General features: G+C 64.4%; 16 protein-coding genes. 2 read left to right on the top strand and 14 right to left on the bottom strand.

Features of this window, described 5'->3' with window-relative positions; translation table 11 throughout:
- Positions 1–7: 7 nt before the first annotated feature.
- The 14 genes from K359_RS0103320 to K359_RS0103385 all read right to left on the bottom strand — a co-directional run bounded on the left by K359_RS0103320 (position 8) and on the right by K359_RS0103385 (position 17907).
- Positions 8–712: an ABC transporter ATP-binding protein gene (locus K359_RS0103320; protein WP_029078073.1), complete on the bottom strand. Its 705-nt coding sequence runs from the start codon at positions 710–712 to the stop codon at positions 8–10.
- A complete protein-coding gene (locus tag K359_RS0103325; RefSeq protein ID WP_029078074.1) occupies positions 709–1422 on the bottom strand; it encodes an ABC transporter ATP-binding protein in 714 nt (237 codons plus the stop codon). Before K359_RS0103325 ends, K359_RS0103320 begins: the two co-directional genes overlap by 4 nt.
- An 85-nt stretch (positions 1423–1507) precedes the next feature.
- Positions 1508–2851: an ABC transporter substrate-binding protein gene (locus K359_RS0103330; protein WP_084518252.1), complete on the bottom strand. Its 1344-nt coding sequence runs from the start codon at positions 2849–2851 to the stop codon at positions 1508–1510.
- Between the two features lie 80 nt (positions 2852–2931).
- Positions 2932–4722 carry an FAD-dependent monooxygenase gene (locus tag K359_RS50955; protein ID WP_051345994.1) on the bottom strand — a complete coding sequence of 597 codons (1791 nt, stop codon included), beginning with the start codon at positions 4720–4722 and terminating at the stop codon, positions 2932–2934.
- Between the two features lie 35 nt (positions 4723–4757).
- Positions 4758–5660 carry an intradiol ring-cleavage dioxygenase gene (locus K359_RS0103340; protein WP_029078076.1) on the bottom strand — a complete coding sequence of 301 codons (903 nt, stop codon included), beginning with the start codon at positions 5658–5660 and terminating at the stop codon, positions 4758–4760.
- 24 nt (positions 5661–5684) lie between these two features.
- Positions 5685–6806, bottom strand: coding sequence for a maleylacetate reductase (locus K359_RS50960; RefSeq protein WP_051345995.1), 1122 nt, complete (start codon positions 6804–6806; stop codon positions 5685–5687).
- A 358-nt stretch (positions 6807–7164) separates the two neighbouring features.
- Positions 7165–8592, bottom strand: coding sequence for a DUF1254 domain-containing protein (locus tag K359_RS0103350; RefSeq protein WP_035976079.1), 1428 nt, complete (start codon positions 8590–8592; stop codon positions 7165–7167).
- 284 nt (positions 8593–8876) lie between these two features.
- The gene (locus K359_RS0103355; RefSeq protein WP_029078078.1) at positions 8877–9764 is read right to left on the bottom strand and encodes a helix-turn-helix domain-containing protein; all 888 of its coding nucleotides are present in this window, start codon (positions 9762–9764) and stop codon (positions 8877–8879) included.
- A 124-nt stretch (positions 9765–9888) separates the two neighbouring features.
- Positions 9889–10563, bottom strand: coding sequence for a spermidine synthase (locus tag K359_RS0103360; protein ID WP_029078079.1), 675 nt, complete (start codon positions 10561–10563; stop codon positions 9889–9891).
- A gap of 276 nt (positions 10564–10839) precedes the next feature.
- Entirely contained in the window at positions 10840–14073 is a 3234-nt protein-coding gene (locus K359_RS0103365; protein ID WP_029078080.1) for a bifunctional cytochrome P450/NADPH--P450 reductase, read from the bottom strand.
- Between the two features lie 169 nt (positions 14074–14242).
- Positions 14243–15238 (bottom strand): alpha/beta fold hydrolase, encoded by a 996-nt coding sequence (locus K359_RS0103370; RefSeq protein ID WP_029078081.1) that lies wholly within the window; start codon positions 15236–15238, stop codon positions 14243–14245.
- A gap of 10 nt (positions 15239–15248) precedes the next feature.
- Entirely contained in the window at positions 15249–16799 is a 1551-nt protein-coding gene (locus K359_RS0103375; RefSeq protein ID WP_029078082.1) for a wax ester/triacylglycerol synthase family O-acyltransferase, read from the bottom strand.
- A gap of 59 nt (positions 16800–16858) precedes the next feature.
- Positions 16859–17650 carry an alpha/beta fold hydrolase gene (locus tag K359_RS0103380; RefSeq protein WP_029078083.1) on the bottom strand — a complete coding sequence of 264 codons (792 nt, stop codon included), beginning with the start codon at positions 17648–17650 and terminating at the stop codon, positions 16859–16861.
- Positions 17651–17655: 5 nt separating this feature from the next.
- Positions 17656–17907: a DUF6489 family protein gene (locus K359_RS0103385; RefSeq protein WP_029078084.1), complete on the bottom strand. Its 252-nt coding sequence runs from the start codon at positions 17905–17907 to the stop codon at positions 17656–17658.
- 374 nt (positions 17908–18281) lie between these two features.
- Here K359_RS0103385 and K359_RS0103390 point away from each other — a divergent pair, with 374 nt between their 5' ends.
- Positions 18282–19880: an ABC transporter substrate-binding protein gene (locus K359_RS0103390; protein WP_029078085.1), complete on the top strand. Its 1599-nt coding sequence runs from the start codon at positions 18282–18284 to the stop codon at positions 19878–19880.
- A gap of 115 nt (positions 19881–19995) precedes the next feature.
- Positions 19996–20976, top strand: a complete 981-nt coding sequence (locus K359_RS0103395; RefSeq protein ID WP_029078086.1) for an ABC transporter permease — start codon at positions 19996–19998, stop codon at positions 20974–20976.
- The last annotated feature ends 1 nt before the right edge of the window (position 20977 follow it).

A 20977-nucleotide genomic window follows, 5' to 3' on the forward strand; every position in this document is an offset into this window, starting at 1 on the left:
CGCTCCCTCACGTTCCGAAATAGGCCGCGCGGATCGTGTCCTGATCCACATCCTTTGGCCGTCCGCTCAGTGTCACCCGTCCCTCCTGCAGGCAGTAGAAGCGATCCGCCGCCCGCAATGCGCGGGCGATGTCCTGCTCGACCAGCACGACCGCGGTGCCGCCCGAGCGGATCTGCGGCAGCATGCGGTAGATGTCCTCCACCACGATCGGCGCGAGGCCGAGGCTGATCTCGTCGCAGAGCAGGACCGACGGGTTGGACATCAGCGCACGGCCGATCGCCACCATCTGCTGCTGGCCGCCCGACAGCGCCGTCACGGCGCCGCGCCGCCGCTCCTTCAGCACCGGGAACATGCGGTAAACCGCGGCGAGGTCCCACGGCGCGGTGCGTTCGCCGCCATAGGCGCCGATCAGCAGGTTCTCCTCGACGCTGAGCGAGGGAAACAATTGTCGGCCCTCCGGCACCAGCGCGAGGCCGAGCCGCACGATGCTGGCGGCGGACGCATCGCCGATCGCCCGCCCACTCAGGCGGATCGAATCGGGGCTGCTCTTCACGAGCCCGGCCAGCGACTTCAGCATGGTCGACTTGCCGGCGCCGTTGGCGCCGATCACCGCGACCGCCTCGCCCTCTTGCAGTTCGAAGTCGATCCCGAACAGCGCCTGGAAATCGCCGTAGAACGCATCGAGCGCAGTGACATTGAGCAGCGCGGTCATGCCGGCACGCCCATATAGATGGTCTCAACCTCGCGCGAGCGCATCACCTCGACTGGTGCGCCCTGGGCGACGACCTTGCCGAAGTTCAAGACAACCAGCCGCTGCACCACCGCGAGCAGCGCGTGCACCACGTGCTCGATCCAGATGATGGCGACGCCTTCGGCGTGGATGGTGCGGATGGTCTCGACCAGTTCATGGCATTCGGCATCGGTGAGGCCGCCGGCGATCTCGTCGAGCAGCAGCGTGCGCGGTCGGGTAGCGAGCGCCCGCGCCAGTTCGAGCCGCTTGCGATCGAGCAGCGGCAGGCTCCCGGCAAGCCGGTTGGCCTTGGCCTCGAGGCCGGTCAGATCGAGCATGCGGCCGCAATGCTGGACCGCATCCGCCTCCGACAGGCCGCCGCCAAACAGCGCGGCGACCGCAAGGTTCTCGAACACCGAGAGATGGTCGAACGGTTGCGGGATCTGGAATGAGCGCCCGATGCCCGCGCGGCAGCGTGCCTCGGAAGAGAGACCTGTGATGTCGACGCCGTCGAGGACGATGCGGCCGGCATCGGGCCGCAGCAGCCCCGTGACCAGATTGAACAGCGACGACTTGCCGGCGCCGTTCGGCCCGATCACACCCAGCGCCTCGCCGGACACAAGCGTCAGGTCGATCGCGTCGGCAACGACGATGGCGCCGAACCTTTTCGAGATGGCATGGAGTTCGAGCATGGTCGCTCACCACATCAATTTGCTTCGAGGATATGCGCGGGGTTGCCGCGCATCTCCGGAAAGACAACTCTCTGGAATGCGCCCGCTAGCTCAGCGCCTGCATGTCGCCACCGAGCGGAATCTGCGGCGCCAGCTTGTTGTCGGTGATCACCATGTTGTACTTGTCGCCATTGAGCCGCCACTGGCCGCCGACCAGCGGCGTCTTGGCGATATTCTTCGCCGCGAACGGCGGCACCGCGCTGGAGCCGAACGCGATCTGGCCCACGATCGTATCGAGCTTGGTGGCGCCAATCGCTTTCGCCAGTGCTGCCCCATCGGCCGGGTCGCTAGAGCGCTTGATGGCATCGATCGCGACCTCGAACAGCGAATGCACGAAGCCGATCGGCTGGGTCCATTGCTTGCCGGACGCCTGCTCATATCCTTTGGCGAGATCGGCTGCGCTGACGCCGCTGAGGCTCGACTTGTAGGGATGCGTCGGCGTCCACCACACTTCGGTGGAGATATTGTTGCCGCCCTTGCCCAGCGCCTGCACTGACGCCGGGAACAGCAACGCCTTGGCCACCGACACGACTTTCGGCTTCAGCCCCTTCTGCCGCGCCTGGTTCCAGAATGTGGTGAAGTCGGGCGGGATGATCACGCCGGTGATGATCTCGGCATCGGCACCGCGGAACGCCGCGATCTGCGAGCTGAAATCGTCGGTCAGATTCTGGAAGCGGCCGGGATCGGTGAGCTTGAAACCCTGCTTGGCCATCACAGGCGGGAAGCCGATCGTGGTGTCGCCCCAGGCGTTGCCGTCGGCATCGTTCGGAAACAGCGCACCGACCGATTTGTTGGTCGCGACCTGGCTCCACATGCTGGTGAAGACGCCGATGACGTCCTCGAGCCCCCAGAAATAGTGGAAGGTGTATTCGAACGGCTTCCAGCTCTTCGGATCGCCCGGATTGGCCTGCCGGCCGATGAAGTTGGTCTGCCACGGCGCGACGGAAGAGATGCACGGCACCTGCTCGAGCTCGCACTGCGTCGCCACCGGATTGTTGGTCTCGGGCGTGGCGCCGACCACGATCAGGCTGACATTGTCGCGAGTGATCAGCTCCTTGGCGACCTCGGAGGCGCGGTTCGGATTCGACTGGCTGTCCTTGGTCACCACCTCGACCGAATAGGTCTGCGATCCGACCTTGACGCCATCCTTGATGAACTTTCTGAACTCGCCCAGCACGAAATCGTCGGCTTCGGCAAAGGCAGCCAATGGACCGCTCTTCGGCGAGACATAGCCGATCTTGATCGGCTTGTTGGCGGCCCGCACGGCCGGCGCAAACAATGTCGTCGTACCTGCGGCCGCGAAACCACCGGCGATGCCCTGCAGCACGCGGCGGCGATCGAAAGACAATGCGTTCAAGTGGTCCTTGGCGTTCAAATGGTCCTTGGTCATTTTCCCCTCCCTTGAGGCAAGCCGGTTTCACACCGGCTGCCGTTCATTCCGTTCTGAGAAATTACCGGCGTCGCGCCGCATCACGCGGCGGCGATGGACTTCGTCTGCGCCTTCGCGCTGCGGCCGAGGATCTGGCCAAACACGTCGAGCAACACGTCGGAGGCGTCAGCCGCCGCCTCCCTGGTGCGCCAGGCGACGTACGTGTCGGGACGCACCAGCACGCAGCCGTCCTCGTCGACCTCGCTCTGGCGATACCAGTCCGCATAGATGTCGAGCGCATCGCAGCCTTGCGGGCCGATGGTCACCACATCGACCGGCAGGCCGTAGGCCTTCTCGACCGCGGCAGCGGCCATCTTCCAGCCGTCGCCGCCAATCCCGGTGAGCAGCGTGAAGCGGCCCCTGCCGGTGAGATCGAGCGTCGACTTGCGCTGGCCCTGATGCTCGACCCAGACATGCGGCAAGTGCGCGCCCGGCCAGGTGGTGGCCTGATAATAGAGTTCGTGATCGCGGGTGAAGGCCGGCATCGGCGTGCCATCGGACACCACGGCGGTCGAGCCGTAGCGCTGGTTCATCTCGACGCCGTGGCAGTTGAACTCGTAGCTCTTGTTGGCGATGGCCTCATAGAGCTTCTTGCGGCGTGCCTTGCCCTCGGCGGTCGGCGCCTTGCGCGCGGCGATCGCCTTGCGCGCTTCGGCCGGATCGGTCGAGGCGACGAGCCCCACCGCCTCGAAGATCGGCGGGAAATCGCCGATGCTCTTGTTGGCGCGGGTCACGATCTGCTTGCCGACCGGCTGGCGCTCGACCGAATAGGTCTCGAGCAGCGACGGCGCCGCGTGGCCCTCCAGCACCAGCTTGAGCTTCCAGCAGAGATTGTATGCATCCTGGATCGAGGTGTTGGAGCCCAGGCCGTTGGTCGGCGGATGCCGGTGCACGGCATCGCCGACGCAAAACACGCGGCCAGACGCGTAGTGGCCCGCATACATCTCGTTCACGGTCCAGGTCGAGGTCGAGGTCACCTTGACCTCGAGCGTCTCGTCGCCGACGAGATTGCGTACGATCGAGATCGCCTCGTCATTGCTGAGCCTGCGCTCGCCCTGCTCGATATCGTAGCCCCAGATGATCAGCCATTCGTTCCACGGCCGTACCATGCGGATCAGGCCGGCGCCGATGCCGCCGATCTCGGCGCCGGGCTGCAGCACCCAGTACAGCACGCTCGGCCGGTGCGCGACGTATTTGCTCAGATCCGCCTGCACGATGATGTTCATGCTGCCGGCGCGTCCCATCTGGCCCTCCATCGGCAGCCCGATCACCTCAGCGACGCGGCTGCGGCCGCCATCGGCGCCGATCAGATATTTGGCGCGGATCTGGTAGGTCTCGCCGGATAGCCGATCCTTCACCGTTGCCGCGACACCGTCGGCATCCTGCACCAGGTCGACGAACTCGGTGTTGAAGCACAGCGACGTACCGCGCTGGCCGGCGGCCTCGATCAGGATCGGCTCCAGGAAATTCTGCGGCAGGTCGCAGATCCGGGTCGGGCTGGCGAGATCGTAATCCGCCTTGCGCGAGGGATGATTGCCCCAGGAGTAGAGCCGGCCGAACTCCTCGCCGGCGAGGCTCTCGCAGAACACGTTGTTGGCCATCAGATGCTGCGGCACCGCCTGCGCGACCGCCTTGTCCTCGAGGCCGAGATCGCGCAGCACCTCCATCGCACGCTGGTTGGTGATGTGAGCACGCGGCGTGTCGGCGAGCCAGCCGTATTTGGTCACCATGATGTGCTTGACGCCGTACATGCCGAGCAGCGCCGCCGCCGTCGCGCCGGCCGGGCCGCTGCCGACGACAAGCACGTCGGTCTCGATCGGTTTGCTGGTCATCATCCTCTCCCTGGTCGTCGTGTTGGTTGCGATCGTCATTCCGCGGCCATCATCGGCTTCGGCACCAGCCCGACGCCGGGCCTCATCTGGAAGTCGTAGGTCATCAGGTGCCACGGTGCGGACACGCGGTCGCCATTCGGCAACGCCGGTTCGCTGCGGGGCTCGACGCGCGCGATGAGCTCGTCCTTGACGCCGAACACCACGTCGCTGCGCAGATATTGGTCGCCATCGAGGAAGACGTGGGTGATCAGCGGCTCGTAGCCTTCGGCCTTGACCAGGAAGTGGACGTGCGCGGGCCGCATCGGATGACGCTGTGTGGCGGTGATGAGATCGCCGACAGGGCCATCGGTCGGGATCGGATAGCTGCACGGCAGGATGGTGCGGAACGAGAAGCGGCCATCGGCATCGGTGACGAAGCGTGCGCGCAACGATGGGCCGTGGGTCGCATAATCCGCCTTCTGCGAATCGTAGAAGCCGTCGTCGTCGGCGTGCCAGACGTCGATCTCGGCACCGGCGAGCGGTTTGCCGGCGAGGTCGGTGACGCGGCTCTGCACGAACATCACCTCGCCGTCGATGCCTTCCGAAATGTTGGCGCCGTGCGGCGTGACGCGGTGCTCGCCGACATAGAACGGGCCAAGCACCGTGGTCTCGGTCGCGCCTTCGCGCTCGCGGTGATTGACGGCGTCCACCAGCATCGAGACGCCGAGCACGTCGGAGAGCAGGATGAACTCCTGGCGCAGCGGCGTGCAGGTCTGGCCGGTGCGGGTCAGGAACTCGATTGCCTGATTCCATTCCTCGAAGGTGAGTTCGGTGCGGCGCACCAGATCGTGCAGCGACTTGACCGTCTCCTCGATGATGAACTTCAGCCGCTTGTTCGGCGTGTTGGCGAAGCTGCGAAGCACCTCGTCGGTGAGATCATGCTCGTTGAAATTGGCCATCGTGTTTCCTTGATCTGGTGAAGGTCAGTGCTGCACGGGCGCGTCGCCGCGCCAGGCTGCCGCGATCAATTGCTCGATCGGGGCGCGATCGACCGGTCTGGGGTTGGCATAGGGGTTGCGCACCGCCATCTCCGCGGCGCGAGCGATGCCGCCCTCGGGCATCCCGATGTCGGAGAGCGCGCGCGGCAGCGCGAGCTGCCGGGCAAGATCAAACAGGCCCTGCGGTGCGTTGGCGCTGTGCAGCGCTCGCGCGACGCGGCTCATCGCCTCCGGCGCGGCGGCTGCGTTGTAGGCGGCGGCGTGCGGCAGCACGATCGCATGGGTTTCGGCGTGCGGCAGGTCGAACATGCCGCCCAGCACATGGCAGAGCTTGTGATGCAGCGACATGCCGACCGCGCCGAGGCAGACCCCGCACAGCCAGGCGCCATAGAGCGCATCGCGCCGCGCGCCAGGATCGGCAGGCGCAGTCATGATGCGCGGCAGCGCACGGGCGAGCGCGGCGATGCCTTCCTCCGCCATCAGCGAGGTCAGCGGATTGGCGTCGGGCGCATAAAGCGCCTCAACCGCGTGGGCAATCGCGTTCAGGCCGCTGGCGGCGGAGATGTGCGGCGGCAGGCTGACGGTGAGATCCACGTCGTAGATGACGGCGTCTGGCACCAGATCCTGGGAATGCTGTGTGGTCTTGATGCCGTTGGTGGTCTCACCGAGGATCGGCGTCATCTCCGAGCCGGCATAGGTGGTCGGCATCGCGATGTGCGGCAGCCCGGTGCGCAGCGACAGCGCCTTCCCGAGCCCGACCGTCGAACCGCCGCCGATTGCGACCAGCCCGTCGATGTCGTGGGATTCCACGATGCGAAGCGCTTCGTTGGTGACCTCGACCGGCGTATGCATGCGCGCGCCGGCGAACAGGCCGGCGAGTCTATCGCCGAGGCCGGCACCCAACTGACGTCCGAGATCCTGCTGCTCGCGGGTCGTGAGCACCAGCGCCCGCTTGATGCCAAGGCGCTCGGTTTCCTCGCCAAGCCGCGCCGAGGTGCCGGCGCCGAACACCACGCGATATTGCTGCGAGCAATAGGCAAAGGCGCCCTGGCCGGCATCACCGGCTGCCGCAACGGGTGCGGCGGATGCGACTCCGGCATCGGGCATTGCGACGCTCATGGCATTCCTCCCGGGCCGGCGAACCGGCGATCTCGTCTTGTTGGGAGAATGCTAGCGGCGGGCAGCCGCGGCGGGCCTGCACGAAACCGGAGAAAATCTGCACAAAACCGGAAAAATCATCCGTCGAAACGGGGCCGGCTATGCGCCCGCGCCTGACCCAGTCGCCATCGCCGGGAGCTAGGGCGCGTACTCATAAACCCGGGATGTCCGCTTTCAAGAGGTAGAGCGGAGGGCGGCCCGACCGCAAGGATGTCGTCTTGTGACCCACAACCGACATGCGCCGGAGATGGGGCCATCAACGAGATGCCGCCTCCGCTAAGGAGACGGCACCTCGCGCGCCCAAGCCTTAGATTACCTTGGTCACCGGCGGGATCACCCATGACCCATCGATGATCGAGGGATTGTTCTCGTCCGGCCAGTACAGGCGCAACATCAGGTGAAACTTTCCCTTCGGAGCCGGAAGCCAGTTGGCCTCCTTGTCCGAGCCGGGGCTTTCGTTCTGGATGTAGATCAAGAGCGAACCGTCGGGCTCGTATTTGGGGTTGGTCCTCATGCTCATCGAATAGCGGTTGATCGGGTTGGCGATGAAGAACATGCCTTCATCATACATAGTCAGCGACCAAAAACCCTTCACCGGCGGCATCTGCCCTTTTTCGAAGCGCAGGATGTACCTGTATTTTCCGTCGTAATCCTCCAACAGCGAAGGCTTCATGGAGGTCGGATAGATGGCGTCCTGCGGCCGGTTGCAACCAAGCCCGAGGGCGGCGATCAATGCTCGCTGGAGGTAGTTGGTGCCATAAACGCCCGCCTTTGTGGTGAATGACCAGCCGTTCTGCCGCGTAATTTCGCCATCCCTGCTGAGGAAGTGTAGCATGATCCGATCGTACGAGAGCTGCGGCAGCCGCTTATCCCAACGGCTGTCGAGAGCCTTCGGGTCGAAGCTCTGCCCCGCAACGAGGCCGATCCGCTCGAACCGTTTCAGGGCGGGTGCGTCTGCCGGTGCAGGTGGATTTCTTTTCAGCAGATCGGCCAGCAGCGTGAAATACTCAGTGGCCGAGAGACGGTTGACTTGATCGCGCACTGCCATCTTCATGTCGATGGATGGATCGACTTTGCCTGGCGGCGGGGTGTAGTCCTTGCCCCAAGTGCTCAGCGGCTGCAACTTGAACTGGTCCTGCAACGCGTGCACCTCGGCATAGTCTTGCGAGGTGCCGGTGCAATAGATGCGTCCAAGGAGCCATACGATGGCGGTGGGCGACCTGAGCTGCGACATGCCTGCCGGGACCGTGCCCGACCAGCCGGGACCCGTGATCAAGAAGGTCTGGGCTTGCGTGCCTGTGGTCCGGGTTCCGGGAACCTGAAACACATCTGTCCATCCGCTCAGGAAAGGCAGCAGGAAGTAGCGGCCTTTCATGTCGGGGGAGCTCAGCACCCAAGGTTCGTCGCCGACATCGAAGAACGCCGTCGTGTAGAGCGTGTCGGCATTCGGGGCGGTAATGTCGCGGAAGCTGGCGTTGGGGTATTCGCGCAGCTTGATAAGGGTACCCATCGGCCCGCGCGTGCCCTCGGGCTTGGCGACGTTGGTGATCACCCGCCGCGTCATCTCCATGGTCACGAGCGGATAGCCGAAGATGTAGGCATCCGATGCGACGACGAAATCCTCGGTCCCCTCGACGACGTCCGTCAGCGGGCCGTCCCATGCCCGGCCCGGCAAGGGAATGAGCGCAGCGGCCAGCCCGAGCCCGCCCAGAGCTACGGCACGACGGCTGAGCATCGGGTCGGTGTGGTCTCGTCCCGCGTGGATGCCATCGGTCGCGGTTTTTTGAAAATCGCATTTTTTTCGCATGGGGACCCTCATCAATTGATACGCAATATGCGCAGCACGTAGAAAAGATCAGACGTCGCAACCGCTCATACTTTGACATGGATCAACGCAGGACTGCGTGTCCTTCTGGCCCTTTGCAGACATTCACTTAGGCATCGTCGATGTCTACTTTTGAGGGCACCTCGGACCTCGCTATCCCGCGCACGCGCGTACCAGATTTATGAGTACACGCCCTAATGGCTGCGCCGGTATCGTCCCGGCGTCACGCCGGTGAAGCGGCGGAACATGCGCGTAAAATGCTCCTGGTGGGAGAAGCCGCAGGCCAGCGCGATGTCGGCCAGGCTCTGCGTCTCGTCGGCGAGCAACGCCCTGGCGCGCTCGATGCGCAGATTGATCACATATTGGTAGGGCGAGATGCCGCTGGTCGCCTTGAACAGGCGCACGAAATATTCGGTGCTGCGGCCGCAAAGCTCCGCCAGCTGGTCGAGCCGGATATCGGTCTCGAGATTGGTGTCGACGAATTCGCGGATCCGCGCCATCTGCCTGTTGCTGAGCAGGTTCGGATGCTTGCCGGCCTCCACGCTCGGCTTGTGGAAATTGATCGCAACAAAGCGGTTGGCGATCGCCTGCGCGATCGGATCGACGAACAGCGACGAGGCCGGCAGGCTGCTGGTGATGGTGTCGCCGATCGCCGCAGCGAGATGCTCCAGCACGGCATCCTGATCACCGAGCATCGGCGCGAGCCCGCCGATCAGGCTGGGGGCCCCGTCCCGGCCCGCGAACAGGTCGGACCGCAGATAGATGTGGGTGGATTCCAGCGCTTCACGCAGGACGACGTTGCAGGCATGTCCCGCCGGCAGGAAGAACACGCCGCCGCGCGGAATCTGTCGGGCGACCGACTTGCCGTCCATCACATAGGTGATGTCGACGGGGCCGCCCCGATGCAGCACCATCAGATTGTCGGATAGCGCGTGGAAGTGCCCGTCAAACGGCCGTTCACGCTGGACCGAGGCATACGCGGACGACCAGCCGAGCCCCTCGCTCGAGCCGCGGAATTCGGCCTGGAAGCGGTTCAGGATCCCGTGCGTCTCCTGCACCCCAAAATTCGACGTCGCCTGCATCCGACAGACCAAGGGCTCGAGGCTTCGGTGCCGTCGAGTGAAGCCCAACAGCCCTTGATTTTCAATACAATCGAACCGAACGGGGAGCCCCGGCAGCCTTGCTGCGTCGCAATAGCGACGCCTGCTATTGCTTGACTGCGATCCAGATCACGTGGCGTACGCCGCGGCCTCGGCCGGTGGCGCGCACGGCGATCTCGTTGACGGCGAACCCGGCCCGGGACAGGGATTTCGGGAATTTGGCATTCGGCCCTGATGACCAGACCGCGAGCACGCCGCCGCGCCGCAACGCGGTGTGCGCGACCTTGAGTCCGGAGACACCATACAGCGCGTCATTGGCCTCGCGGGTCAGGCCCTCGGGCCCGTTATCGACATCGAGGAGAATGGCATCGAAGGTGCCCGGGTGGCGCTCGATCACATCGGCAACGTCAACCTCCTGAATGCTGACGCGCGGATCGTTCAGGCTGTCGCCGAAGATCTCCGCCATCGGGCCCCTCGCCCAGGCAACGACTGCTGGCACCAGTTCGGCCACCATGATCTGCGCTTCGGGTCCGAGCACGGCGAGCGCCGCCCGCAGCGTAAAGCCCATGCCGAGCCCGCCGATGAGAAAATGCGGCTTCGCGGTCTTCTCGATCTTCTTCGCAGCAAGCGTCGCCAGTGCGGCTTCCGAGCCCGACAGGCGGCTGTTCATCAGCTCGTTGGTGCCGAGCATGATCGAGAATTCGCGGCCGCGCCGCATCAGACGCAATTCGCCTTCGGTGCCGGGAATGCGCGCGGTATCGATCTTTTCCCATGGAATCATGCGGCGGCTTGTAACATGGGCGTCAGGGCGGGCGAAGCTAGCGCCCAGAGAATGTGACTCACGAGTGGCGCAACAAACTCGGTGTCGTCCCTGCCTAGTGCGCAATTGCGCACGGGAGCAGGACCCATAACCACCGAAGGTAATTGTTGCGCACCGCTGGGGCCACAGCCCTCTTCAACGACTCAACCCCGTGGTTATGGGTCCCGGCTTTCGCCGGGACGACGATGGGGAAGAAACCCACCCTCAACCGCATCACCGTCGTCCCCGGCGCCGAGGCTAGCCGCCGGCCCAGACGTCCAGCACGTAACGGTTCCTGGTGCCCATCTCCTCGATCCAGCGCGCAGCGGCATCGGCGTCGGCGCCGGCGCGCTCGCGATAGATCGACATCAGGGTCGCCTTGACGTCGGGCTCCATCTTGCTGCCGTCGCCGCAGACATAGACGATTGCGCCCTTCTCGATCAGCTCCCAGACCCGATCCTTCTGCGCGGCGACGAGATGCTGCACATAGGTCTTCGGCCCATCGGCACGCGAGAAAGCGGTGTAGAGTTCGCCGACGCCGTCGGCTGCAAAAGCCTTCAGCTCATCTCCATAGATGAAATCCTGCTCCGGATGGCGGCAGCCGAAGAACAGCATCGCAGGGCCCAGCGTCGCGCCATGCGACTTGCGCGCGGCGCGCTCCTGCAGGAAGCCGCGGAACGGGGCCAAGCCCGTGCCCGGCCCGATCATGATGATCGGCACGCCGTTGTCATCGGGCAGGCGGAAGCCGGCTTTGGTTTCCTTGATGGTGGCGTGGACGGTGTCGCCGGCGCGGCGGCGCGCCAGGTAGTTCGAGCAGACGCCCTTGTAGATGCCCCGGCCTGAGCTTGCGGGGGCTTCCACCACGCCCACCGTGACGCTGCAGCGCTGTGCCTCGCCGGCCGGAGACGACGAGATCGAGTAGTAGCGCGGCGCCAGCAGCGACAGCATCTCAAGGTAAAGATGGAACGGCAGCTCGCAGGCCGGATATTCCTCGACCAGGTCGAACACCGATTTGCGCTTGGACAGCACCTCGGTGCGGTAGCGCCCGGCCGAGGCCTCATCGTCACCGACATAGGCCATCAGCTTCGGCTTGGTCACCGGGCAGCGGGTGTGCTCCGTCATGATCTGGATCTGCTTGCGGGTCGCGACCTGCTGCAGCTCGACGAACTCGGTGAGCAGCCGCCCAACCGACACCGCGTTGCCGACCGGCAGTTGCGCGCGGCGGCCTTCCGACACCTGCAGGCGGATCTGGTCGGCCGGCAGGAAGCCGAACCGGCGCGCCACGGAATCGACCAGGGTCGGGTCGTTGCGCGGCACCACGCTGAGATGATCGCCGACGCGATATCTGAGATTGGCCGGCAGCTCGACCTCGATGTGCCGGGTCGAGCGCTCCGACGGATGGGCGCCCTCCTTGTTCTGCAGCTCGTTGTTGGCAAGCACCTTCATTGGCACCGCGCCGCCCTGCGTCACGATGGTGTTGACCGCGCCCTGCGCCACCGGCTCGATCGCATAAAGCGGCTCGTCCTCGGCGGTGCGGGTGAAATTCCAGTCGATGCCGAATTCCTTGGTCGCGACCTTCGCCGCCTCCGGGAACCATTTCTGGAACTGGCCATCGAGATCGCTGCGCGCATCGCCCTCGCCGCGCGGATAGACGGCGCGCGCGCCATGCCTGGTCAATTGCTCGTCGATGAAGCGCGGCACCGACTGGTAGGTTGCGGCCCAATCGCTGTTGCCGCAGCCGAACACCGCATAGCGCACCTTCGCGAAGGCGTCCTTCGGCAGATCGCTTTCGAGCCATTTGACGAATTGCGTGGCATTGTCGGGCGCCGCCCCATTGTAAGAGGCGCAGATGATCAGGACGCCGCCCTCCTCCGGCAGCTTGCCGACATAATCATCCAGCGGCCCGAGACGCACTGCGAAACCATTGATCTCGGACAGATCCGCCATGCGGGTCGCCAGCTCCTCGGCCGAGCCGAGGTTGGAGCCGTAGAGCACCAGCATCGGCGTGTTGTGGCCGGGGCGCGTGGTCGGCGCGCGCGGCGTCTTCGGCGCAGCCGCAACCGCGCCCGTGCTGCCGGCGAACGCGCCGCGATCCTTGTCGTCGCGTGACCGTACCTTGATCCTGAAGCCGTCGGGCTTGACCGTCAGCGTCTCCTTCAGATGCATTTGGTAGCGATGCACGTCGAGCAGCTTGAAGCGTTGCAGGATCATGCCGATTGCGAGCGCCGCCTCGTGCATGGCAAAGCCGCGGCCGATGCAGGCGCGCTGGCCGTTGCCGAACGGCTTCCAGGCGTTGATCGGACGCTTGGCCTCCGCCTCGCGGCTGAAATTCTCCGGATCGAACACGTCGGGTTTCGCTCCCCAGACCGAGGGGTCGCGATGCAGCGCCATCACCAGCACGGTGATGAAAGTGTTCTTCTTTAATTTGTACTTTCCGCCGATGGTCTCGTCGCTGAGGGGCGCGATGCCGTAGGCCGGCGCCGGCGGCCACAGCCGCAGCGCCTCCTTCAGGCATTGCGTGATGTAGGTGAGCTGCGTGACCTGCTGATAGGTCGGCCTCGCATCGAGGTCGGGACCGAGGACGCGGTCGACCTCCTCATAGGCCTTCTTCAGCACCTCGGGATGCTTCATCAGCGCATAGATCGTGCACGACAACAGGCCGCTGGTGGTCTCGTGGCCGGCGATCAGGAAGGTGTTGATCTGGTAGCGGATGTTGACGTCGTCGAGCTGCTCGCCAGTTGCCCGGTCGACGCCGGTCATCATCGCGGCCAGCATGTCTTTCTTGTCACTGGTCACGTCGGCATTGCCGCGCCGCTCGGCAATGATCTCGTCGACCATCTTGTTCATGAAGCCGACGTCGTCAGTGAGCGTCTTGCGCCGCTTCTGCATCCACAGACCCTCGAGCGGCAGGCCGCGGGTCATCATGATGGTCTCGAGCGAGCGCACCAGCGATTCCACGAAAGGGTGGTAGTCGCGGCGGTAGAACGAATTGAAGCGGTAGTCGAAGCCGCAGAGCCCGATCGTGTCGAGGGTCAGCGCCGTCATGTCGTGGACGACCTCGATCTCCTCGTCGGCGTTGAGGCGCTCCCATTTCTTGACCAGCTGCTCGGCGATATCGACCATGCTGGGGTGGTACGACTGCATGGCGCGGTTACCGAACGGCTGCATCAGGATGTTGTGCGCCTTGCTCCAGTTCGGCTCCTTGGTGTCGGCGGTGAACAGCCCGTCGCCGCCGACCGCGCGCACGCGGCGCAGCGAGCCGCGCACCGCCTTGTCGAAGCGCTTCTCGTCGGAGAGCTCGTCGACCAGATCGTGGCCAGAGACGATCACGATCGGCGAACCCATCATGTCGAGCCAGAAGATCGGCCCGAGCTCCTTGGAGAGCTTCACCAGATGCTGCACCGGCGCGGTCGAATCCAGCGACAGCATGTTGCCGACCACCGGCTTCGTCGGCGGATGCGGGATCGGACTCAGTCTGTTGCCGGACGCCATCTTTGAAGTGCCCCCCTCTAGTCTCGAACTCCTGTCGTGATTCCCGGATGGTCCGAAGGACCAGACCGCAGACGCGCAATTGCGCATCGGGGAATCTCGAGATTCTCAGGCGCGCAATTGCGCGCCGTAGTTCGATGCTGCGCATCGCCCCGGAATGACGACTTCGTCGTCAGCCGAATTTTCGCTTACGCCACTCAATCAGCTTGGCGCTGACTTCGTCAGGCTTTTCCTGCTGCGTCCAATGGCCGCTGTCGTGGACCAGATACTTTTCGAGGTCCGGCACCAGCCGCTCCATGCCGTCGGCGGCCGACGGCGGCAGCACCGCGTCGTTCTCCGCCATGATCATCAGCGACGGCACCCGCACATGATGGTCCAGCCCAGCCGAGCGTTCCCAATTGCGGGTGAAATTGCGGTACCAGTTGATGCCTCCGGTGAAGCCGGTTTTCGAGAACGTGTCGACGAACACTTTCTTCTCGTCCGCCGACAGGATCGGCGTGCGCGGGTCGTGCTTGGCGTCGTAGTTCGCGATCATCTGCGGAAACGCCAGATTAAGTCGGGCCGACGCCCCGACGCCGGCGATCGGCTGTTCCTCCGGCGTCCCGGGCGGGCGCGCCACCGGCTTGCGCATGAAGGCGTCGAAAGTCTGCTCGACGCGGCTGCCGAAGATACGGTCGGGCTCGCGCGCCGGATCCTGGAACTGGACGATGTACATATGGTCGCCGAAGCGCTGGCGGAACAGCGCGATCGGGTCCATCGGCGCACGGTCCCAATGCGGCGTGTTGACGCCGACGACACCGGCGACCCACGAAGGATGCCTGAGCGGCATCTGCCAGACGACAAAGCCGCCCCAGTCGTGACCGACGAAGATCGCCTTGTCGATCTTGAGATGATCGAGCAGGCCGACGAGATCGCCGGTCAGCTGCTCCATGTCGTAGGCTTCGACCGGCTCCGGCCGGTCGGTCGCGCCGTAGCCGCGCTGGTCCGGCGCAATCACCCGGATGCCGGCCTCGCCCAGCGCCTTGATCTGGTGGCGCCAGGAGAACGCCAGTTCGGGCCAGCCATGGCACAACACCACCGGCGGCGTGTCGGTCTTGGGGCCAGCTTCGTAAAACCCCATGCGGATGCCGTTCGTCTCGGCGAACTGCAGCGGTGGCATCTCGATCATTGTGAAATTCCTATTCGGCTGCGCCCTTGATGTCAGCAGGCGGGGGCGCGAACGCCGCCTCGAGTGCATCGAATTCGAGCGGCAGCATGTCGCACATCACCTGCACATGAGGAATGATGTTGGCACCGACAATGAAGCCGAAATCAAGCTGATCGCGATAGCTCTGCACCGTGATGTTGAGCGCCACGCCATGGGTCGAGATCGAAACCGGGAAGATGTGCAGCAGCTCGGCGCCCGCGGCGTACAGCGTCTGCCGCGGCCCCGGCACGTTCGACACCGTGATGTTGGTCGCCGGCGGCAGCACGTTGGAGAGGTCGGAACGGCTGTAGAGCAGCGCCAAGACCTGCACCACGATCGGCGCACCCAGCAGCGAGATGTTGGAGACCTGCGGCACCAGGGCGCGCAGCGGATGCGACATCTCCTTGGACTTGGTGGATTGCGCGATGATGGTCTCGAGCCGCTTCTTGGGGTCCTCGACGTCGGTCGCGATCGAGCAGATCATGCCGAACACCTGGTTGTTGGATTCGGCATTGCCCTCCTCGCGCAGCGAGATCGGAACGCCGGCCGTCAGCGACTTGTTCGGCAGCGCGCCCTGGCCGATCAGATAGCGCCGCACCACGCCGGAGGCGAGCGCCAGCACGACGTCGTTGAGCTTGCCGCCCGAGGCCTTGGCCAGCGCCTTGGCGCGCGACAGCGAGATCGAGGTGCCGGCAAAGCTGCGCTCGGACGAGATCGCCTTGTTGAGGATGGTCGGCGGCGAGGCCATCGCCTGCAGGCTCTCGCGCGACCTCGGATCGGCGACCTTGGCGACGACGTCGGACAGGCTCTTGAGCACGGTCGGCATCGAGCCGGCAAACTTCACCGCGCTCTCGATCTGGAACATGGCGTTGTCGAACAGGATCGAGCCAAGATCGCTCTTGCCCGAGCGCGGCAGCTCCAGGCTCTTCTGCGCGGCGGCGGCCGCCTCGAACGGCTGGGTCCAGAGCTGCTGATAGGCGTCGATCAAATTGGCCGCGATGTCGCGCGGCTCCTGCGCGACCTTTTTCGCGCTCGGCGGCTCGATCTGCCGCGGCACCGGCGTCAGGTCGTAGATCATGCTGGTCAGCGCCGCGCCGGCGCCGCCGTCGATGCAGGCATGGTGCATCTTGGAATAGAGCCCGATCTCGTTGTCCTTCATGCCCTCGAAGACGTAGAACTCCCAGAGCGGGCGGGCACGGTTCAACAGCTTGGCGTGCATCCAGCCGACGATGCGCTCCAGCGTGGCGCGGTCGCGCGGCGCCGGCAGGCTGGCGCGGAAGATGTGGCGGTCGATGTCGAACTGGTCGTCCTCGACCCAGGACGGATGATCGATATCGAGCGGCGCCTTCTGCAGGCGCGCCTTGAGGATCGGCGCAACGTGCAGCCGCGAGGCGATCATCGCCTTGAACTCCTCGAAGAAGTCGCCCTTGTAGCCGTCGGGCAGGCGGAAGATCGCCATGCTGCCGACATGCATCGGCATTTCCGGCGTTTCCAGATAGAGAAACGATGCGTCCAGCGAGGACAGCTTCTTGGCGTCGCTCATGATCTCCTCCCGAGAGCAAATTGACGCGGGCGCCTTGGCGGCGCTTCTCGTCGTCTGGTTTAGGATAGTGCCTGTTCTGCCGCCCCGTAGGCAATGGCAAAGGGGCCCGACCGGTCAAAATGCCGGAACTCCCCTTCCGGCTGCGCCAGCCGGTTCGCGATCGCCCACAAGGCCGCGGGGTTGACGCCGAGGCCGAGATGGCTGGCGAAATGCACCTCGATGTTCTCGGCGGTGGCCGAAGGCCGCAGCCGCGAGGTCCGCCAGTTCACGATGCCGTCGGTGCGGGAATAGATCGAAGTTGTCGGCACCGGCATGTCGCCGGCGATCGCGGCGCGGATCTCGGGGATGTCGTCCACCCCCTCGCCGGACAACAGCTCATAGAGCCGTGTCGCATTGGTGGCGCGGATGTCGTCGGCGAACGGGCTGCCCAACGTGATGATGGAACGCACCAGCTCCGGCATCTGCGACGCCAGGTCGCGTGCGTAGACGCCGCCGAGGCTCCAGCCGATGATCGAGACCTTGCGCCCGGAAGCCTCGTGAATCCGCTTCAGGAGGTCGCGCAGCGCATCGCGCCTGGAGGCGATGCCGCCGAAATTGCGGCCCATGTTCCAGGCGTAGGCGTCGTAGCCGAGCTCCTTCAAATAGCGCCGCATCGGCGCCATCGAAAGGTCGCTGGCGAGGAAGCCCGGCAGCGCCAGCACCGGATGACCGTCGCCCTTCGGCGCCTGCATCAGCAGCGGCGAGAGCAGCAGGCTCGAATTGAGCTCGAGCACGCCGCGCCCCTCCGCCAGCATCAGGAACAGGCTTGGCGCACGCAGCCGGCGTCCGGTCCCATCGACGCTCCTGTCCATGTCAGTCACGACTTCTTCTTGGCCGTGCCGCCGAAGCCGGCCATCGCCACGAACATATCCTGGAAGCGCTCCGCGAGCTTGGGATCGAAGGTGAACCAGCTCTGCATCAGCGATTCCGGTGAAATCTTGTCGATGTTCGACAGCATCTGCTGCTGCAGCTTGTCCATCACCGCGTTCTGCATCGGCGCCACATCCGGCAGGCCGAAGAACTGCCGCGCTTCAAGGGGCGTACAATCTATCTCGACGTTGACTTTCATATCCGCCTCCTCAATGCGCCTGGCCCGCCTCAGTATCGCCGGGACTCGGTGCGTCGCGCAAGCGAGCCGTACCTGCCCAAAGGTGCAGTCGGCCTCAATCATCCGTTATGGTCAACCAAACTGTCTTGGAGCGACCGGCAAGAACGGCGCTCGCCGGCGATCAATGCCATGACCGACAAGTGGCAGTCCGAAAGTCGAATGTCAGGCGTTCGCACCAACCGCCTACTCTCACATCCTGTTCATTGCGCTGCACCCGCGCAAACCGGTTAACCCTTTGGGAAATCGCGCTTGCGTGGCCTGCAAACTCTGGCAACATGGCCAATAATACAGCCGGACAAAGCAGCCGGCGGACAATAACGGGGACGCGGGATCACATGTCGGTACGTTGGAGTTTGTTTGCGGCGGCTGCCGTCGCACTCGTTGCCTTTGCTTTGCCGGCATCGGCCCAGACGTTGAAATATGCCAACCAGGGCGAGCTCAAGTCACTGGATCCCTACACACTGAAGGAAACCACGACGATCGCGCATCATGGCCATGTCTATGAGGGACTGGTTGCGCGCGACAAGGACCTGAAGATCATTCCGGCACTGGCGGAAAGCTGGGAGGCGCTGAGCCCGACTCAATGGCGCTTTCATCTGCGCAAGGGCGTGAAATTCCACAATGGCGACCCCTTCACCGCCGACGACGTGCTGTTCTCCGCCGAACGCGTCCGCGCCAAGGGCTCCAACTTCCTCAGCAACGTCCCGGCCGACGCCAAGTTCACCAAGGTCGACGACTACACGGTCGACGTGACGCTGGACTCGCCCAATCCCATCCTGACCGCGCAGTGGGATGGCTGGTACATCATGGACAAGAAATGGTGCGAGGAGAACAACACCGTCGCACCGACGCCGGCCTCCGCGACCACGCCGAGCTACGCGACGCTGCACGAGAACGGCACTGGCCCCTTCACGATCGAGAGCCACCAGCCCGGCGTCAAGACCGTCTTCAAGGTCTACCCGGACTACTGGCGCAAGCCGGAGCACAATCTCAAGGAAATTATCTTCACCCCGATCGCATCCGACGCCACCCGCGTCGCCGCGCTGCTCTCGGGCGAAGTCGACGTCATCGAGCCGGTTCCGATCCAGGACATCCAGCGGGTCAATTCGAGCGGCACCGCAACCGTCCTGACCGGGCCGGAGATCCGCACCATCTTCATCGGCATGGACATGGCGCGCGATGAGCTGCTGTTCTCCAACATCAAGGGCAAGAACCCGTTCAAGGACATCCGCGTCCGCGAGGCCTTCTACAAGACGATCGACGTCGACCTGATCAAGACCCGCGTCATGCGCGGCATGTCGACCCCCTCGACGCTGATGATCGCGCCCGAGCTCTATCCGCTGTCGAAGGAGTTCACCCGGCCCAAGCTCGATCCGGACGGCGCCAAGAAGCTGCTGGCCGACGCCGGCTATCCGAACGGCTTCGAAGTCACGATGGATTGCCCGAACGACCGCTACGTCAACGACGCCGCGATCTGCCAGGCGGTGGTCGGCATGCTGGCGCGCATCGGCATCAAGGTGAACCTGCTGGCGCAGCCGAAGGCGCAGTATTTCGCCAAGGTGCTGAAGCCCGGCGGCTACCAGACCTCGTTATTCATGCTGGGCTGGACGCCGGCGACCTCGGATTCCCACAACGTGCTGCACGATATTTTCGGCTGCCGCCCCGACCCGAAGGATTCCACAAGGGGTGAAGCCAATCTGGGCGGCTATTGCAGCAAGGAGGTCGACGCGCTGACCGACAAGGTTCTGGTCGAGCCCGACGATGCCAAGCGCAACCAGCTGATCAAGCAGGCCTACGAGATCGTCATCAAGGACTACGGCTACATCCCGCTGCACCAGCAGTCGCTGGCATGGGGCGTATCCAAAAAGGTCAAGCTGACCCAGCGTGCGGACAACCAGGTCCTGCTTTACTGGGCGACCAAACAGGGTGAATAGTGGTTTTGGCGAATTGGGTCCCGGAAGCCCCTGCTTCCGGGACCTCTTGCTTTCCGGGCGCGCAATGCCGCGTGCCAAGTGTGCTGACAAGTGCCAAGAGCAGTGAAAGGTAGAGATGCTGGCTTTCACTCTTCGCCGCGTGCTGCAGGCGATCGGCGTCATGCTCGCCGTGGGCGTCATTGCGTTCTCGATGTTCCGCTTTGCCGGCGACCCGGTGAACCAGATCGTCTCGATCGACACCTCGGCCGCGCAGCGCGCCGAGATCCGGCAATCGCTCGGCCTCGACGACCCCGTGCTGGTGCAGTTCGGCCGCTACTTCATCAATGCCGTGCAGTTCAAGTTCGGCGTGTCCTACCAGTTCCGCCTGCCGGTCTCCTCACTGCTGGCGGAGCGGCTGCCGGCGACGCTGGAGCTTGCGATCTGCGCGACGCTGTTCGCCATGATCGCCGGCATCCTGATGGGGGTCTATTCGGCGCTGCGCCGTGACACCGTGCTCGCCAAATTATTCCAGGCGATATCGCTGATTGGCATTTCACTGCCGACCTTCCTGATCGGCATCCTGCTGATCTATCTGTTCGCTGTGACGCTGGGCTGGCTGCCCTCCTTCGGCCGCGGCGAGGTGGTGAAGCTCGGCTGGTGGACCACCGGGCTGCTGACCGTTTCCGGCCTGAAAGCGCTGATCATGCCGTCGATCACGCTCGGGCTGTTCCAGATGACCCTGATCATGCGGCTGGTGCGCGCCGAAATGCTGGAAGTGCTGCGGACCGACTATATCCGCTTCGCCCGCGCCCGCGGTCTGACCACGCGCGCGATCCATTTCGGCCATGCGCTCAAGAATACCCTGGTCCCGGTGATCACGGTCGCCGGCCTGCAGTTTGGCTCGGTTATTGCTTTCTCGATCATCACCGAAACCGTGTTCCAATGGCCGGGCATGGGACTTCTGTTCGTGCAGGCCGTGCAAAATGTCGATATCCCGATCATGGCTGCGTATCTGTTGATGGTCTCACTGATCTTCGTCACCATCAATCTCGTGGTCGACATCCTCTATACCGTGGTCGATCCGCGCTTGCGGTCGACTGTCGGCCGTGCGGCGTGAG

This window comes from Bradyrhizobium sp. th-b2, from assembly GCF_000426785.1.
In the GTDB taxonomy this organism is placed as follows: Bacteria; Pseudomonadota; Alphaproteobacteria; order Rhizobiales; family Xanthobacteraceae; genus Bradyrhizobium; species Bradyrhizobium septentrionale.

Excerpts from the sequence above, each read along its gene's own strand:
- K359_RS0103350 (WP_035976079.1), bottom strand. The coding sequence starts at position 8,592 with ATGCTCAGCCGTCGTGCCGTAGCTCTGGGCGGGCTCGGGCTGGCCGCT.
- K359_RS0103370 (WP_029078081.1), bottom strand. The coding sequence starts at position 15,238 with ATGATCGAGATGCCACCGCTGCAGTTCGCCGAGACGAACGGCATCCGC.
- K359_RS0103395 (WP_029078086.1), top strand. The coding sequence starts at position 19,996 with ATGCTGGCTTTCACTCTTCGCCGCGTGCTGCAGGCGATCGGCGTCATG.
- K359_RS0103365 (WP_029078080.1), bottom strand. The coding sequence starts at position 14,073 with ATGGCGTCCGGCAACAGACTGAGTCCGATCCCGCATCCGCCGACGAAG.
- K359_RS0103340 (WP_029078076.1), bottom strand. The coding sequence starts at position 5,660 with ATGGCCAATTTCAACGAGCATGATCTCACCGACGAGGTGCTTCGCAGC.
- K359_RS50960 (WP_051345995.1), bottom strand. The coding sequence starts at position 6,806 with ATGCCCGATGCCGGAGTCGCATCCGCCGCACCCGTTGCGGCAGCCGGT.
- K359_RS0103320 (WP_029078073.1), bottom strand. The coding sequence starts at position 712 with ATGACCGCGCTGCTCAATGTCACTGCGCTCGATGCGTTCTACGGCGAT.
- K359_RS0103390 (WP_029078085.1), top strand. The coding sequence starts at position 18,282 with ATGTCGGTACGTTGGAGTTTGTTTGCGGCGGCTGCCGTCGCACTCGTT.
- K359_RS0103375 (WP_029078082.1), bottom strand. The coding sequence starts at position 16,799 with ATGAGCGACGCCAAGAAGCTGTCCTCGCTGGACGCATCGTTTCTCTAT.
- K359_RS0103385 (WP_029078084.1), bottom strand. The coding sequence starts at position 17,907 with ATGAAAGTCAACGTCGAGATAGATTGTACGCCCCTTGAAGCGCGGCAG.
- K359_RS0103355 (WP_029078078.1), bottom strand. The coding sequence starts at position 9,764 with ATGCAGGCGACGTCGAATTTTGGGGTGCAGGAGACGCACGGGATCCTG.
- K359_RS0103380 (WP_029078083.1), bottom strand. The coding sequence starts at position 17,650 with ATGGACAGGAGCGTCGATGGGACCGGACGCCGGCTGCGTGCGCCAAGC.
- K359_RS0103360 (WP_029078079.1), bottom strand. The coding sequence starts at position 10,563 with ATGATTCCATGGGAAAAGATCGATACCGCGCGCATTCCCGGCACCGAA.
- K359_RS0103325 (WP_029078074.1), bottom strand. The coding sequence starts at position 1,422 with ATGCTCGAACTCCATGCCATCTCGAAAAGGTTCGGCGCCATCGTCGTT.
- K359_RS0103330 (WP_084518252.1), bottom strand. The coding sequence starts at position 2,851 with ATGACCAAGGACCATTTGAACGCCAAGGACCACTTGAACGCATTGTCT.
- K359_RS50955 (WP_051345994.1), bottom strand. The coding sequence starts at position 4,722 with ATGACCAGCAAACCGATCGAGACCGACGTGCTTGTCGTCGGCAGCGGC.